Source organism: Sphingobacterium puteale (genome assembly GCF_050986225.1).
Lineage (GTDB): Bacteria > Bacteroidota > Bacteroidia > Sphingobacteriales > Sphingobacteriaceae > Sphingobacterium > Sphingobacterium puteale.
The window spans coordinates 698,196-711,108 of record NZ_CP158959.1 but is presented as its reverse complement, the minus strand read 5'-3'; the positions used below and the strand labels follow the sequence as shown (position 1 = coordinate 711,108).

Here is a 12,913-nt window from a genome sequence, read left to right as displayed (position 1 = left end):
TTAAATTGCCGAATGATCCATTCCCTCAACAGACGCGGCCGAACGACCTTTAATACGACCTGTTTTCATCAATCCATCGTAATGACGCATCAATAAATGAGATTCGATCTGTTGCAAAGTATCCAACACCACACCCACTAAAATCAATAAGGACGTACCTCCGTAGAAGTGTGCAAATTGATTATTAATACCAAACAAACTTGCAATAGCAGGCAGAATAGCAATAATCGCTAAGAAAATTGCACCTGGAAATGTAATATTTGATATTACGCGGTCTATAAAATTACTAGTTTCCAATCCCGGTTTAATACCCGGAACAAAACCTCCGTTTTTCTTCATGTCATCTGACATCTGTTGTGGATTAACCATGATCGCTGTATAGAAGAACGTAAATGCGATAATTAACACCGCAAAAGTCACGTTGTACGCTACAGAAGTATAGTTACTCAACGAAGTCAAAAATTCCGACTGAAGATTTGGGAAGAACTGTCCTAAACTCATTGGCACAAACATGATCGCCTGTGCAAAAATGATCGGCATTACACCTGCAGCATTTACCTTTAAAGGTATATACTGACGTACTCCACCGACTTGCTTGTTTCCAACAATTTTCTTTGCGTATTGTACAGGAATCTTACGAACCCCCTGTACGATCAAGATCGTAAAGATCACGACGAAGAACAAAGCTACAAATTCAAGCAACAATGGAATTGGACCACCACCACCTTTCGCCATTCTAGAAACCCATTCCGCAGTGATACCACTTGGCAATTGAGCGATAATACCAGTCATGATGATCAAAGAAATACCATTACCGATACCTTTATCCGTAATTTTTTCTCCTAACCACATCACAAATAAAGTACCGCCTGTCAAAACTATGGCAGTCAGAATAGTGAACAATGGGTCTGCGATTGTTTTAGCACTTGGCTCGATCTGAGTACGTACATAAGCAAAAGCCTGAAGCAAAGTAATCCCTAATGTTAAATAGCGAGTAATCTGATTCATTTTTTGACGACCACTTTCCCCTTCTTTCTGCATCTTTTGGAAGTAAGGAACCGCGATGCCCAGCAATTGAACAACAATGGATGCCGAGATATATGGCATTACCCCTAAAGCAAAGATAGCCGAACGAGAGAATGATCCCCCCGCAAACATATCCAATAAGCCCAATAAACCCTCTTTTTGACCGGAAGCCAAAGCATGAGGATTTACACCTGGTAATACCACGTGACATCCAATACGGTAAATCAAAAGAAAAAGTAAGGTATTTAGAATACGCGTACGTAAATCATCGATTTTCCAAATATTGGTTAAGGTTGTGATTAGTTTCTTCATTTATTAAATTTTAACGATAGAACCGCCTGCAGCTTCAATAGCTTTTTGAGCAGAAGCAGTAAACGCGTGCGCTGTTACTTCAACTTTAGCTTTCAATTCACCGCGCCCCAAGATTTTTACTTTGTCATTTTTAGACACTAATCCATGAGCTTTCAATGCATCGAAATCTACAGCTGTCAAATTGAATTTCTCGATCAACGCTTGCAAAGTATCCAGGTTGACACCATTGTACTCCACACGGTTGATGTTTTTGAAACCAAATTTAGGTACACGACGTTGCAAAGGCATCTGACCACCTTCGAAACCAATTTTCGTAGAGTGACCTGAACGAGAACCAGCTCCTTTGTGACCACGTGTAGAAGTACCACCACGACCAGAACCAGTACCACGGCCAATACGTTTGCTACTTTTTACTGCACCTTTTGCAGGTTTTAAATTACTTAAGTTCATTTTTAAACTAAATTGTGCTAGCCCTTCGCTCTCACTAAACAGGTACTAGCGATTAAAAAATAATTATTATAAATACAAGTAATGGAAAGAGCCCAAAGACCCTTTCCATATGCTAATATTAAATAGTTTCGATAGCTACTAAATGGTTTACTTTACGTACCATTCCAATGATTGCTGGAGTAGCTTCAACTTCTACTGAGTGGTTGATTCTTTTCAAACCCAATGCCTCAATAGTTTTCTTTTGGCGCTCGCTTCTGTCGATAACGCTCTTTATCTGGGTGATTTTGATTTTTGCCATGATAATTAACCGTTAAATACTTTATTCAAATCGACACCGCGGTGTTGTGCCACTGTATATGCATCACGCATGTTTGCTAAAGCAGTTACAGTTGCTTTTACCACGTTGTGTGGGTTAGAAGAACCTAATGATTTAGCCAATACGTCTTTGATACCAGCAGACTCCAATACTGCACGCATTGCACCACCTGCCAAAACTCCTGTACCGGCAATAGCTGGTTTAACCAAAACCGAACCACCAGAATATTTACCATATTGCTCGTGAGGAACAGTACCTTTGATTACAGGAACTTTCACCAAATTTTTCTTAGCGTCGTCGATACCTTTAGTAATTGCCTCAGTTACCTCTTTAGCTTTACCTAAACCGTAACCAACAATACCGTTTTCATCACCTACTACAACAATTGCAGAGAAGCTGAAAGTACGACCACCTTTAGTAACTTTCGCTACACGTTGGATACTTACTAAGCGATCCTTTAATTCGATTTCGCTTGATTTTACTCTTTTTATATTGCTTAATGCCATTTCTTTCTATGATTAAAAGTCTAAACCGCCTTCGCGAGCACCTTCAGCCAAAGATTTGATACGGCCATGGTATAAGTACCCATTACGGTCAAAAACTACTTTATTAATACCTGCTGCTAATGCTTTCTCAGCAACCAATTTACCTACAGCTTTAGACTGCTCAACTTTGTTACCAGATGCAACAAATTCTTTTGACAAGCTAGATGCAGCAACTAATGTTTTACCTGCATTATCGTCAATGATTTGTGCATAGATACCTTTGTTACTTCTAAAAACCGATAAACGTGGACGTTCAGACGTTCCAGCAAGGTTTTTTCTGATTCCTTTTTTGATTCTCTCTCTACGAGATGCTTTTTGTCCTGCCATGATTATTATTTTTTAGCTGATTTACCTGCTTTTCTTCTCAACACTTCACCTTCAAACTTGATACCTTTTCCTTTGTAAGGTTCTGGTTTACGGAAGCCACGGATTTTAGCCGCTACCTGACCGATCAATTGTTTGTCAGCACATTCTAAAGTGATTGTAGGGTTTTTACCTTTTTCAGCAGTAGTTGATACTTTAACCTCTTTTGGCAATACAAAGACAATCTGGTGAGAGAAACCTAAAGTTAACTCTAATACGTTACCAGTACTTGTCGCACGGTAACCTACACCGACTAACTCTTGCGTAGTTTTGTAACCTTCAGTCACACCTTGAACCATGTTAGCCAACAGGGAACGGTATAGACCGTGTAATGCTTTGTGTTTCTTTTGATCAGTTGGACGTGTTACGACGATGTTACCTTCTTCTTGAGCAACATTGATGTCACGATCAACTTGTTGTGTTAATTCGCCTTTAGGACCTTTTACTGATACTAAGTTTTTGTCTGAAATAGTAACAGTTACCCCTGCAGGGATAGCGATAGGCGCTTTTCCAATTCTTGACATTTCTTTGTGTTTTTACCTAGATTAATAAACGTAACATAAAACCTCGCCACCAACATTTTGAAGTCTAGCTTCTTTGTCTGTCATTACACCTTTAGATGTTGACAAGATAGCGATACCTAAACCATTCAAAACACGAGGCATAGTTTCAACACTTGCATACTTTCTTAAACCAGGTTTACTCACACGTGTCAACGTACGAATAGCCGGAATTTTGCTAATTGGGTTATATTTCAATGCGATTTTGATCGTACCCTGTACGCCATTCTCATCGAATTTGTAATTAGCAATGTAACCTTTGTCAAAAAGAACTTTAGTAATTTCTTTCTTAAGGTTCGATGCAGGAATTTCAACAACCCTGTGGTTGGCCTTGATGGCATTCCTTACTCGTGTAAGGTAATCCGCAATTGGATCTGTAGTCATTATATATGAAATTTGCGACAGCGGTTTCCCTCCCAACCATTGGTCTGGGACCTGCTATCTGTTAAACAATTTTAAAATGCAAAAACCCGGCAATCCTAAGTAGAATTGCCCGGGCAAAATTAAGTATTTTTTTTAAATTACCAAGAAGCTTTTTTCACCCCTGGGATCTTGCCATCTAAAGCCATCTCACGGAAAGTTACACGAGAGATACCGAATTGACGCATATATCCTTTAGGACGACCAGTCAATTTACAACGGTTGTGTAAACGTACCGGAGAAGCATTTTTAGGTAATTTATCTAATGCAACGTAATCGCCAGCAGCTTTTAATTCTGCACGTTTTGCCGCATATTTAGCTACCAATTTAGCGCGTTTTACTTCGCGTGCTTTTAATCCTTCTTTAGCCATTGTTATTAGTATTTTGATTTTTAAATGGTAAACCGAATTGCTTCAACAATTCTAAAGCTTCAACATCATTTTGAGCAGAAGTCACAAAAGTGATATCCATACCTTGGATCTTGTTGATTTTATCAATGTTGATCTCAGGGAAAATGATTTGTTCAGTGATACCTAAGTTATAGTTACCACGTCCGTCGAAACCTTTATCGTTGATACCGCGGAAGTCACGAATACGTGGAAGCGATACGGCTACCAAACGATCCAAGAATTCGAACATGTTGTTATCACGTAAAGTAACACGTGCCCCTACAGGCATACCTTTACGTAATTTAAAGTTTGAAATATCTTTTTTCGATTTCGTAGCAACGGCTTGTTGACCTGTAATTAAAGTCAATTCAGCGATAGCGTTATCGATTAATTTTTTGTCAGCTGTTGCAGCTCCTACGCCTTGTGAAACAACGATTTTCTCAAGTTTGGGAACCTGCATAATACTTTTATACTGAAATTTTTCTTGAAGTGCTTTACGGATTTCCTCCGCATATTTCACTTTTAATCTTGGTACGTAAGTCATTATTTAATTTCCTCCCCTGATTTTTTAGCGTAACGAACTAATTTACCATCTGCATTTAACTTACGGCCTACACGGGTAGTTTCACCTGTTTTAGGATCGATAACAGCTAAATTAGAGATGTGAATACCAGCTTCTTTCTCAATGATACCACCATTAGGATTAGCTGCACTTGGTTTAGTGTGTTTTTTTACGATGTTAGCGCCTTCAACGATAGCTCTATTTTTATCCACTAAAACAGTTAATACTTTTCCTTGAACACCTTTAGAGTTACCAGCGATAACTTTCACTAAATCACCTTTTTTAATTTTGATTTTGTGCGTAGTCGTTTTTGTTTTCTTGATTGCCATAATTATAAAACCTCCGGTGCTAGTGATACAATTTTCATGAACTGTTTCTCACGCAATTCTCTGGCAACAGGGCCAAAGATACGTGAGCCACGTGGCTCATCATTATTATTTAATAATACAGCGGCGTTGTCATCAAAACGGATATAAGAACCATCTTTACGACGGATTTCTTTTTTCGTTCTAACTACTACTGCTTTAGAAACGGAACCTTTTTTCACGTTTCCTGAAGGCATAGCGCTTTTCACCGATACAACAATCTTATCTCCGATTGATGCATAACGCTTACGCGTACCGCCCAATACACGGATTACTAAAACTTCTTTAGCACCGCTATTGTCAGCTACATTAAGTCTTGATTCTTGTTGTACCATGTTATTTAGCTCTTTCTATAATTTCAACTAATCTCCAGTTTTTTGTTTTACTCAGCGGACGAGTTTCCATGATTAATACCGTGTCGCCGATACCGCAGGTATTAGTTTCGTCATGAGCTTTAAATTTAGTAGTTTTTTTAACGAACTTACCATAGATAGGGTGTTTTACTTTACGTTCAACAGCCACGACGATAGACTTGTCCATTTTGTTGCTAACTACTAAGCCGATTCTTGTTTTTCTTAAATTTCTTTCCATTTCGACTTTAAATTTTACGCCTCAGAGGCTGTTTCGTTTTTAGCTGCAGCTTTGCGTGCACTGATCTCTGTACTGATACGAGCGATAGTTTTGCGTGCTGCTTTGATCACGTTAGGGTTCTCAATAGCTGAAACAGCATGTGCAAATTTCAATTTTGTAAGGGCTGCTTTCTCCTCTACAAGACGAGCTGCTAAGTCCTCATTAGATAATTCTAAAATTTCTGAATTTTTCATGTTTTTTCAGTTGTTATTTGGGTTATCATCTGTTTATATATAGCGTTAGGGGTAACGGCCCTAACGCTTAAATGATGACATTACCAAGATTTTTATGCTTCAACGTAGTCTCTACGAATCACAAACTTAGTTTGAACCGGAAGTTTTTGAGCTGCAAGGCGTAAAGCTTCTTTGGCAATTTCCAAAGGCACACCTTCTGCTTCAAATAACATACGGCCTGGGCGTACTACTGCTACCCAGTATTCTGGAGCACCCTTACCTTTACCCATACGTACCTCTGCAGGTTTTTTCGTAACAGGTTTGTCAGGGAAAATACGAATCCAAACTTGACCTTCACGTTTCATATAACGTGTAACCGCAATACGAGCTGCCTCGATTTGACGGCTAGTGATCCATGCTTGCTCCATTGTTTTGATACCGAAAGAACCGAAAGCTAACTCCGCTCCACGAGAAGCGTTACCTTTCATGCGGCCTTTCTGCATCTTTCTGAACTTCGTTCTTTTTGGCTGTAACATGTTCGTATACTTTTTAAATCTGCTTCTTCAGCAGGTTTTTGTTGTAATCTAAATAAACTCTATTAATCTTTTTTCGGACCACGGTTATTTCCACCACGGTTGTTTCCACCACGGTTGTTTCCACCGCGACCACCTTTGTTACGGTTGTCACGACGTTCGCCACCACCTTCGTGGTTGCCACGTGATTTTACACCAGATGCTTGACCAATGTTTGGAGATAAGTCACGTTTACCGTAAACCTCACCTTTACAGATCCAAACTTTGATACCGATTTTACCGTATGTAGTCAATGCTTCAGCTAAAGCGTAGTCGATATCAGCACGCAATGTGTGTAAAGGAGTTCTTCCTTCTTTGTATTGTTCAGTACGTGCCATTTCAGCACCACCTAAACGACCTGAACACATGATTTTGATACCTTCTGCACCCATACGCATCGTAGAAGCGATTGAAGTTTTCATTGCACGACGGAATGAAATACGCGCCTCTAATTGCTTAGCGACACCTTCAGCTACTAACTTAGCATCTAACTCAGGGCGTTTGATCTCGAAAATGTTGATTTGAACATCCTTTTTAGTCAGTTTTTTCAACTCTTCTTTGATCTTGTCAACTTCTTGACCACCTTTTCCGATAACGATACCTGGACGAGCAGTGTGAATTGTAACAGTGATACGTTTTAAAGTTCTTTCGATAACAACTTTAGCTACACCACCTTTTGCAATACGAACAGAAAGATATTTTCTGATTTTTTCGTCTTCAACTAATTTATCGGAATAGTTTTTACCTCCGAACCAGTTAGAATCCCAACCTTTGATGATTCCTAATCTGCTACCTATTGGATTTGCTTTTTGTCCCATTTCTCAATAAATTAGTTTTGTTCAACGTTTAATTTGCTATCAACTACCAACGTAACGTGATTTGAACGTTTACGAACTCTGTATCCGCGACCTTGAGGAGCTGGACGCAATCTTTTCAATTGACGACCGCCACCTACTGATACTTCTTTTACAATTAGTTCGCTTTCTTCCACTGATTTACCTTCGTTTTTGGCTTCCCAGTTTTTGATTGCAGATAATAATAATTTTTCTACACGAGCAGCAGCTTCTTTACTAGAGTGTTTCAAAATGTATAATGCATTTTCAACACGCTGGCCACGAATTAAGTCTACCACTAAACGCATCTTACGAGGCGAAGTAGGGCAGTTCAATAATTTGGCATCCGAAGCTCCACCTTGTTGAGCTTTCTCTTGCTCTTTGCGTTGTCTAATTAAGACAGACTTTTTAAGTTTTTTTGTTGCTTCCATTACCTATTATTTTTTCTTTTCTGCGTGGCCTCTGAATGTACGCGTAGGCGCGAATTCACCAAGCTTGTGACCTACCATATTTTCTGTTACATAAACAGGGATAAATTTATTCCCGTTGTGCACTGCGAAGGTATGGCCAACAAAATCAGGTGAAATCATTGATCTACGAGACCATGTTTTGATAACTGACTTTTTGTTAGTTTCATTCATAGAAAGAACTTTTCTTTCTAAGTTGTGATCGATATAAGGACCTTTTTTAATTGAACGAGCCATTATTTTTTCCTTCTCTCAATGATGTAACGATTCGATGTTTTCTTCTTGTAACGTGTTTTGAAGCCTTTAGCTAATACACCTGTACGTGAGCGTGGGTGACCTCCTGAAGTACGGCCTTCACCACCACCCATTGGGTGATCTACTGGGTTCATCGCAACACCACGAACTCTTGGACGACGACCTAACCAACGTTTGCGACCTGCTTTACCTAACACTTGGTTAGATCTTTCATGGTTCGATACTGAACCAATTGTAGCAACACAAGTCAATAAGATCATACGTGTTTCGCCTGAAGGCAATTTGATGATGGCATATTTACCATCACGAGCAGACAATTGAGCATAAGTACCAGCCGAACGAGCAATTGAACCACCTTGACCAGGATTTAATTCAATGTTGTGGATGATAGAACCCAATGGAATGTTTGCTAATGGTAATGTATTACCAACTTCTGGGGCAACTTTATCTCCTGCAACTACAGTTTGACCAACTTGTAAACCAGCTGGAGCAATGATGTAGCGTTTTTCACCATCAGCGTAGTGCAACAATGCAATACGAGCAGTACGGTTTGGATCGTACTCAATAGTAGCTACTTTTGCAGGGATATCTTTTTTATCGCGTTTGAAATCAATTAATCGGTATACTTTTTTATGTCCCCCACCGAGATAACGCATAGTCATTTTACCGGAGTTATTACGACCACCTGATTTCTTGTTGATTTTTACTACTAACGATTTTTCAGGAACGTTTGTAGTAACATCAGAATAATCTGCGCCTATTCTGAAACGAGTACCAGGGGTTACCGGTTTGAATCTTTTAACTGCCATCTTAAATTATATAGTACTGTAAAAGTCAATAGTTTCGCCATCTTTAATCGTAATGATAGCTTTTTTATACTTAGGAGCTCTACCAGATACGAAACCTGCTTTTGTGTAACGGCTTTTCGCTTTACCTGCTACAACTGCAGTGTTTACAGCAAGAACTGTCACACCGAACATAGCTTCAACAGCTGATTTAATCTGGATTTTGTTTGCTCTGTGATCTACTTTGAAAGCGTAACGGTTTAATTTCTCCGTTAAGATAGAAGCTTTCTCAGTCAAGATAGGTTTTTTGATAATTTCCATATTACTTAGCTAATGCTTCCTCCAAAGTTTTAACAGAATCTGTTGTTAACAATAATTTTGTTGCATTTAATACATCATATGTATTCAAATCAGAAGCAACAATAACTTTTGCTTTTTTCAAGTTTCTGCTTGATTTATAAACAATTTCATCGTAAGCTGGCAATACCAATAAGGTTTTCTCATCAGCTACGTTCAACGCATTTATCAAAGCAACATAGTTTTTAGTTTTGATCGCATCGAATTTTACTTCATCCAATACGACAATGTTATTATCTTTTGCTTTGTATGACAACGCTGATTTACGAGCTACTTGTTTCAATTTTTTATTCAATTTGAACGAGTAGTCACGAGGTTGAGGACCGAATACACGACCACCACCATTAAACAATGGAGATTTGATAGAACCCGCACGAGCACCACCAGTACCTTTTTGTTTGTGTAATTTACGAGTTGAACCCGCGATTTCATTACGTTGTTTAGATTTGTGAGTTCCTTGGCGTTGGTTCGCTAAGTATTGTTTCACATCCAAATAGATCGCATGATCGTTAGGCTCTAACCCAAATACCGACTCAGGAAGTTGCACCTTGGCACCTGTTTCTTTACCTGATAAATTTAAAACTTTAACTTCCATCTCTACTATTTGTCTACGATTACATAAGAACCTTTAGCTCCTGGAATGGAACCACTAACAACGATAAGGTTTTGCTCAGCGTAAACTTTCAACACCTGTAAGTTTTGAACTTTAACTCTGTCACCACCTGTACGACCAGCCATGCGCATACCTTTAAATACGCGTGAAGGCCATGATGAAGCACCTAATGAACCTGGAGCACGTAATCTGTTGTGCTGACCGTGAGTCGCACCACCTACACCACCAAATCCATGACGTTTCATTACACCTTGGAAACCTTTACCTTTTGAAGTACCGACTACATCTACGAATTCGCCCTCCTCGAAAAGTGTAACGTCAACTACGTCACCAAGTTGTTTTGCATCTGGGAAAGTTTTAAACTCTACCAACTTACGCTTAGGCGTTGTGTTTGCTTTCGCAAAGTGCCCTTTCAAAGGTGCTGTCGTGTTTTTCTCCTTAGCTTCGTCGAAACCAAGTTGAATTGCCGAGTAGCCGTCCTTTTCTTCCGTACGTATCTGCGTAACCACGCACGGCCCAGCCTGAATCACTGTACAAGGAATATTCTTTCCTTCAGCGTTAAACAGGCTTGTCATTCCTACTTTTTTTCCAATAATACCTGACATGTTGTAAATTAATTAATTAAAAGTCCTTCGAAGCAGTAGGGCTTCGCTCAAGACACACTATTCCCATTAAGGGACTGCAAAGTTACAAACATTTTTATAACTGTCAAATAATTAGTGAATTATTTTTTTTATTTTCTAATTTCCTCCTTACGCTGGTTTTATTCTCCCGATCAGACAACTCACACCACACCGCACAATTCATTCACCAAAAAAATAAAAAAACAAGATTTCATTTTCTCTGCTGCCATACAGCTGTCATATCTTCGGCTAATTTTGAACTGTCTTAATAATGGAAGACAATTCATCCAGATTAAAATTTGAACACTTAAAATACGATAATCATGAAAACAGAAATCATTTCCAAGAACGAGCTGCTTGCACATTGGTTGGGCCACAGAAATTTAACAAGACAAACGATCGAAAAATTTCCGGAAGAAGCACTTTTCACGTATAAAGTAGAAGGCATGCGGACATTTGCCGAAATGATCCAGGAGCTTTTGGGTATCGCGGTTCCCGGGCTACAGGAAATTGTCGCTAACGAAAGCGGTGAACTTAACGAGAAATTCAACTATACAACCAAAGCGCAATTGTTGCAAGCCTGGGATGAAGCTACTCCGCAGATCAGCGCACTATTTGACAAAATTTCGGAAGAACGCTTCTCCGAAGAATTTAACTTATTTGGTCAATACAAGTCACCGATTATTCACAGCATACTCTATTTCATTGACAACGAAATCCACCACCGTGGTCAAGGATTTGTATACCTACGTCTGCTTGGTGTCCAACCACCGTTTTTCTGGGAACGGGATTAATTGTTAGATGAGATCGGAGATTTTAGTATTACTGGTTGCAGACGCTCTACATATTATTGGCAACCTGCCAATTTATTATCATTAATATCTTAGACCTTGTTATTATATAAGGTACTTGTTCGGATTGCATCCAAAATTCCGGACAGGTACCTTTTTTAGCAATCCGACAGAGGGAGCCCCAAGCCCCCTAAACTCAGATTAAACCTGTTCGAGTGCTGCCTCCAGCAATTGCTTTACGGTTCCTTTTAGCGATTCCGGCTCTATAATCTTTCCTTTATCGGCAAACATCATGTACCAGCGTGCAAATCCACGCTCAACATGGATGCTTTCAAAGTGCATTTCAACATAACTGTCAGTAACTACTTCCTTTTGAAATCCAAAGTAATGACGATCCCATTCCATATACCTCGCCATCTCTCTGTTCACCTGAACTACCACTTTAGTTGTTGGCATCTCGTGCCGTTTATTCAGAAAAAAAGAAAGTTCGGGGTGTTCTTTTCCAAAACCATCAGCGAGCTTCCGGATATTGCTGATCCGGTCCAGACGAAATTGCCGGTAGTCATTGCGGAGTTTACAATAAGCAAGGACATACCAAAACTTACTTTCCACAAAAATACCCACCGCCTCAATCTCCCGTTTTTCTGGTGTTTTGTCTGACGGTTTGGAATAATAAATTTCCACACATTTTTTTTCCGCTATACTTTCTATAAGTGTATTTGTACCATGGGTCAATTTCTCATTGAACTGATGGCGGCCGCCTCGAACAAGAAAATTGTCACCCAACAAAGCAACATGTTCCTTTTCATTCCCTCTCAAAATAGCCTTCATCTTGAGCATAGCTGTGGTAAAATGGTGGGCGAGATTCTTATCTGTATACTTCTCAACCAATTTTTCAGCAGCGACAAAACTCAGGGCCTCCTCGCGGCTAAATTGCAGGGGCGGCATTTTATATCCTTCGACCAAGGAATAGCCATTTCCTGCTTCGCCATAAATAGGTATTCCCGCCTGCATGAGGGAGCGGATATCGCGATAGATGGTCCGCAGGCTTACCTCATATTTTTCTGCCAGCGCAGCGGCAGTCACCACAGGCTTTGCTTGCAGGTGCATATAAATAGCAAGGATACGGTCAAATCTTTTCTGAATGTCGGTCATAGGGATAAAGATACGAGTTATTCATTTTTTCTAACGTAGAAAAACACGCTCAAAAGCAGGTGATGTTTAATATTTTTCCAAATTCATCACTCATATCCCGAGCAAATTCCTTTAAATTGACCACTAACCCAGCCTTTGAATCGACAGAAAACACATGAATTAAACAAGTATTTTGTTCAATCAACTCTATCACGTCATTCTTAAACCCAACTAAAGTAATTGCTTTAGGCGAATAATCTGGCCATTGTTTGACTGCTGACAATAATGCCTATTCTGAGAATGACCAAAAACGAGTAAAGAAGTCGCTAAAGAGATAAATTCTTGCTCCGCAACTGGAGTTACTACGGCCTG

General features: G+C 39.5%; 24 protein-coding genes. 1 reads left to right on the top strand and 23 read right to left on the bottom strand.

All coding sequences use genetic code 11. The features are described from left to right. The 21 genes from secY to rplC form a co-directional block, all read right to left on the bottom strand. On the bottom strand, window positions 1-1,338 hold the full coding sequence (gene secY, locus ABTV71_RS02890) for a preprotein translocase subunit SecY (RefSeq protein WP_046674882.1): 1,338 nt from the start codon (window positions 1,336-1,338) through the stop codon (window positions 1-3). Between the two features lie 3 nt (window positions 1,339-1,341). Further along, window positions 1,342-1,788 (bottom strand): 50S ribosomal protein L15, encoded by a 447-nt coding sequence (gene rplO / locus ABTV71_RS02885; protein WP_121124474.1) that lies wholly within the window; start codon window positions 1,786-1,788, stop codon window positions 1,342-1,344. A 118-nt stretch (window positions 1,789-1,906) separates the two neighbouring features. Then, on the bottom strand, window positions 1,907-2,086 hold the full coding sequence (gene rpmD, locus ABTV71_RS02880) for a 50S ribosomal protein L30 (protein WP_045753985.1): 180 nt from the start codon (window positions 2,084-2,086) through the stop codon (window positions 1,907-1,909). A gap of 5 nt (window positions 2,087-2,091) precedes the next feature. Further along, entirely contained in the window at window positions 2,092-2,610 is a 519-nt protein-coding gene (rpsE, locus tag ABTV71_RS02875) for a 30S ribosomal protein S5 (protein WP_121124473.1), read from the bottom strand. Between the two features lie 12 nt (window positions 2,611-2,622). Then, the gene (rplR, locus tag ABTV71_RS02870) at window positions 2,623-2,976 is read right to left on the bottom strand and encodes a 50S ribosomal protein L18 (RefSeq protein ID WP_077438115.1); all 354 of its coding nucleotides are present in this window, start codon (window positions 2,974-2,976) and stop codon (window positions 2,623-2,625) included. Window positions 2,977-2,981: 5 nt separating this feature from the next. Next, window positions 2,982-3,536 carry a 50S ribosomal protein L6 gene (gene rplF / locus ABTV71_RS02865; protein ID WP_077438116.1) on the bottom strand — a complete coding sequence of 185 codons (555 nt, stop codon included), beginning with the start codon at window positions 3,534-3,536 and terminating at the stop codon, window positions 2,982-2,984. A 21-nt stretch (window positions 3,537-3,557) separates the two neighbouring features. Further along, window positions 3,558-3,956 carry a 30S ribosomal protein S8 gene (rpsH, locus tag ABTV71_RS02860; protein ID WP_077438117.1) on the bottom strand — a complete coding sequence of 133 codons (399 nt, stop codon included), beginning with the start codon at window positions 3,954-3,956 and terminating at the stop codon, window positions 3,558-3,560. Between the two features lie 137 nt (window positions 3,957-4,093). Next, a complete protein-coding gene (gene rpsN, locus ABTV71_RS02855) occupies window positions 4,094-4,363 on the bottom strand; it encodes a 30S ribosomal protein S14 (protein WP_028071569.1) in 270 nt (89 codons plus the stop codon). Next, window positions 4,356-4,925 carry a 50S ribosomal protein L5 gene (gene rplE / locus ABTV71_RS02850; RefSeq protein ID WP_046674875.1) on the bottom strand — a complete coding sequence of 190 codons (570 nt, stop codon included), beginning with the start codon at window positions 4,923-4,925 and terminating at the stop codon, window positions 4,356-4,358. The genes rpsN and rplE overlap by 8 nt, the downstream gene beginning before the upstream one ends. Beyond that, window positions 4,925-5,272: a 50S ribosomal protein L24 gene (rplX, locus tag ABTV71_RS02845; RefSeq protein ID WP_104385211.1), complete on the bottom strand. Its 348-nt coding sequence runs from the start codon at window positions 5,270-5,272 to the stop codon at window positions 4,925-4,927. Before rplX ends, rplE begins: the two co-directional genes overlap by 1 nt. A 2-nt stretch (window positions 5,273-5,274) precedes the next feature. Continuing rightward, window positions 5,275-5,643: a 50S ribosomal protein L14 gene (rplN, locus tag ABTV71_RS02840; protein WP_104385212.1), complete on the bottom strand. Its 369-nt coding sequence runs from the start codon at window positions 5,641-5,643 to the stop codon at window positions 5,275-5,277. 1 nt (window position 5,644) lies between these two features. After that, window positions 5,645-5,899 (bottom strand): 30S ribosomal protein S17, encoded by a 255-nt coding sequence (gene rpsQ, locus ABTV71_RS02835; protein ID WP_028071573.1) that lies wholly within the window; start codon window positions 5,897-5,899, stop codon window positions 5,645-5,647. Between the two features lie 14 nt (window positions 5,900-5,913). Further along, window positions 5,914-6,132, bottom strand: coding sequence for a 50S ribosomal protein L29 (rpmC, locus tag ABTV71_RS02830; RefSeq protein WP_077438119.1), 219 nt, complete (start codon window positions 6,130-6,132; stop codon window positions 5,914-5,916). A 92-nt stretch (window positions 6,133-6,224) separates the two neighbouring features. Then, window positions 6,225-6,647 (bottom strand): 50S ribosomal protein L16, encoded by a 423-nt coding sequence (gene rplP, locus ABTV71_RS02825; RefSeq protein ID WP_046674870.1) that lies wholly within the window; start codon window positions 6,645-6,647, stop codon window positions 6,225-6,227. Between the two features lie 62 nt (window positions 6,648-6,709). Then, window positions 6,710-7,501, bottom strand: coding sequence for a 30S ribosomal protein S3 (gene rpsC / locus ABTV71_RS02820; RefSeq protein ID WP_077438120.1), 792 nt, complete (start codon window positions 7,499-7,501; stop codon window positions 6,710-6,712). Window positions 7,502-7,512: 11 nt separating this feature from the next. Beyond that, window positions 7,513-7,947, bottom strand: a complete 435-nt coding sequence (gene rplV, locus ABTV71_RS02815) for a 50S ribosomal protein L22 (protein ID WP_077438121.1) — start codon at window positions 7,945-7,947, stop codon at window positions 7,513-7,515. Between the two features lie 6 nt (window positions 7,948-7,953). Next, window positions 7,954-8,220 carry a 30S ribosomal protein S19 gene (rpsS, locus tag ABTV71_RS02810; RefSeq protein ID WP_002997495.1) on the bottom strand — a complete coding sequence of 89 codons (267 nt, stop codon included), beginning with the start codon at window positions 8,218-8,220 and terminating at the stop codon, window positions 7,954-7,956. Continuing rightward, on the bottom strand, window positions 8,220-9,047 hold the full coding sequence (gene rplB / locus ABTV71_RS02805; protein ID WP_077438122.1) for a 50S ribosomal protein L2: 828 nt from the start codon (window positions 9,045-9,047) through the stop codon (window positions 8,220-8,222). The genes rpsS and rplB overlap by 1 nt, the downstream gene beginning before the upstream one ends. A 6-nt stretch (window positions 9,048-9,053) precedes the next feature. Beyond that, complete coding sequence (gene rplW / locus ABTV71_RS02800; RefSeq protein ID WP_077438123.1) at window positions 9,054-9,344, bottom strand: 50S ribosomal protein L23; 291 nt, start codon at window positions 9,342-9,344, stop codon at window positions 9,054-9,056. A 1-nt stretch (window position 9,345) separates the two neighbouring features. Continuing rightward, window positions 9,346-9,975, bottom strand: a complete 630-nt coding sequence (gene rplD / locus ABTV71_RS02795; RefSeq protein WP_070570413.1) for a 50S ribosomal protein L4 — start codon at window positions 9,973-9,975, stop codon at window positions 9,346-9,348. Between the two features lie 5 nt (window positions 9,976-9,980). Next, on the bottom strand, window positions 9,981-10,598 hold the full coding sequence (rplC, locus tag ABTV71_RS02790) for a 50S ribosomal protein L3 (RefSeq protein ID WP_077438124.1): 618 nt from the start codon (window positions 10,596-10,598) through the stop codon (window positions 9,981-9,983). Window positions 10,599-10,939: 341 nt separating this feature from the next. On the opposite strand from rplC, the gene ABTV71_RS02785 reads away from it, so the two are divergent. Then, window positions 10,940-11,410, top strand: a complete 471-nt coding sequence (locus tag ABTV71_RS02785) for a DinB family protein (protein ID WP_121124472.1) — start codon at window positions 10,940-10,942, stop codon at window positions 11,408-11,410. A gap of 198 nt (window positions 11,411-11,608) precedes the next feature. Here the strand turns inward: ABTV71_RS02785 and ABTV71_RS02780 are convergent, their stop codons facing one another. Together ABTV71_RS02780 and ABTV71_RS02775 are read right to left on the bottom strand one after the other, a co-directional pair. After that, a complete protein-coding gene (locus tag ABTV71_RS02780; RefSeq protein WP_121124471.1) occupies window positions 11,609-12,562 on the bottom strand; it encodes a helix-turn-helix transcriptional regulator in 954 nt (317 codons plus the stop codon). Between the two features lie 49 nt (window positions 12,563-12,611). Continuing rightward, window positions 12,612-12,824, bottom strand: a complete 213-nt coding sequence (locus ABTV71_RS02775; protein WP_121124470.1) for a DUF2750 domain-containing protein — start codon at window positions 12,822-12,824, stop codon at window positions 12,612-12,614. Between the last annotated feature and the right edge of the window lie 89 nt (window positions 12,825-12,913).

Coding starts and splice junctions, on each gene's coding strand:
- rpsH (WP_077438117.1), bottom strand. CDS start 3,956: ATGACTACAGATCCAATTGCGGATTACCTTACACGAGTAAGGAATGCC.
- ABTV71_RS02785 (WP_121124472.1), top strand. CDS start 10,940: ATGAAAACAGAAATCATTTCCAAGAACGAGCTGCTTGCACATTGGTTG.
- ABTV71_RS02780 (WP_121124471.1), bottom strand. CDS start 12,562: ATGACCGACATTCAGAAAAGATTTGACCGTATCCTTGCTATTTATATG.
- rplX (WP_104385211.1), bottom strand. CDS start 5,272: ATGGCAATCAAGAAAACAAAAACGACTACGCACAAAATCAAAATTAAA.
- rplC (WP_077438124.1), bottom strand. CDS start 10,598: ATGTCAGGTATTATTGGAAAAAAAGTAGGAATGACAAGCCTGTTTAAC.
- rplV (WP_077438121.1), bottom strand. CDS start 7,947: ATGGAAGCAACAAAAAAACTTAAAAAGTCTGTCTTAATTAGACAACGC.
- rpsE (WP_121124473.1), bottom strand. CDS start 2,610: ATGGCATTAAGCAATATAAAAAGAGTAAAATCAAGCGAAATCGAATTA.
- rpsQ (WP_028071573.1), bottom strand. CDS start 5,899: ATGGAAAGAAATTTAAGAAAAACAAGAATCGGCTTAGTAGTTAGCAAC.
- rplO (WP_121124474.1), bottom strand. CDS start 1,788: ATGAACTTAAGTAATTTAAAACCTGCAAAAGGTGCAGTAAAAAGTAGC.
- rpsN (WP_028071569.1), bottom strand. CDS start 4,363: ATGGCTAAAGAAGGATTAAAAGCACGCGAAGTAAAACGCGCTAAATTG.
- rpsC (WP_077438120.1), bottom strand. CDS start 7,501: ATGGGACAAAAAGCAAATCCAATAGGTAGCAGATTAGGAATCATCAAA.
- rpmC (WP_077438119.1), bottom strand. CDS start 6,132: ATGAAAAATTCAGAAATTTTAGAATTATCTAATGAGGACTTAGCAGCT.
- rplW (WP_077438123.1), bottom strand. CDS start 9,344: ATGGAAATTATCAAAAAACCTATCTTGACTGAGAAAGCTTCTATCTTA.
- rplF (WP_077438116.1), bottom strand. CDS start 3,536: ATGTCAAGAATTGGAAAAGCGCCTATCGCTATCCCTGCAGGGGTAACT.
- rpsS (WP_002997495.1), bottom strand. CDS start 8,220: ATGGCTCGTTCAATTAAAAAAGGTCCTTATATCGATCACAACTTAGAA.
- rplE (WP_046674875.1), bottom strand. CDS start 4,925: ATGACTTACGTACCAAGATTAAAAGTGAAATATGCGGAGGAAATCCGT.
- rpmD (WP_045753985.1), bottom strand. CDS start 2,086: ATGGCAAAAATCAAAATCACCCAGATAAAGAGCGTTATCGACAGAAGC.
- rplB (WP_077438122.1), bottom strand. CDS start 9,047: ATGGCAGTTAAAAGATTCAAACCGGTAACCCCTGGTACTCGTTTCAGA.
- secY (WP_046674882.1), bottom strand. CDS start 1,338: ATGAAGAAACTAATCACAACCTTAACCAATATTTGGAAAATCGATGAT.
- rplP (WP_046674870.1), bottom strand. CDS start 6,647: ATGTTACAGCCAAAAAGAACGAAGTTCAGAAAGATGCAGAAAGGCCGC.
- rplR (WP_077438115.1), bottom strand. CDS start 2,976: ATGGCAGGACAAAAAGCATCTCGTAGAGAGAGAATCAAAAAAGGAATC.
- rplN (WP_104385212.1), bottom strand. CDS start 5,643: ATGGTACAACAAGAATCAAGACTTAATGTAGCTGACAATAGCGGTGCT.
- rplD (WP_070570413.1), bottom strand. CDS start 9,975: ATGGAAGTTAAAGTTTTAAATTTATCAGGTAAAGAAACAGGTGCCAAG.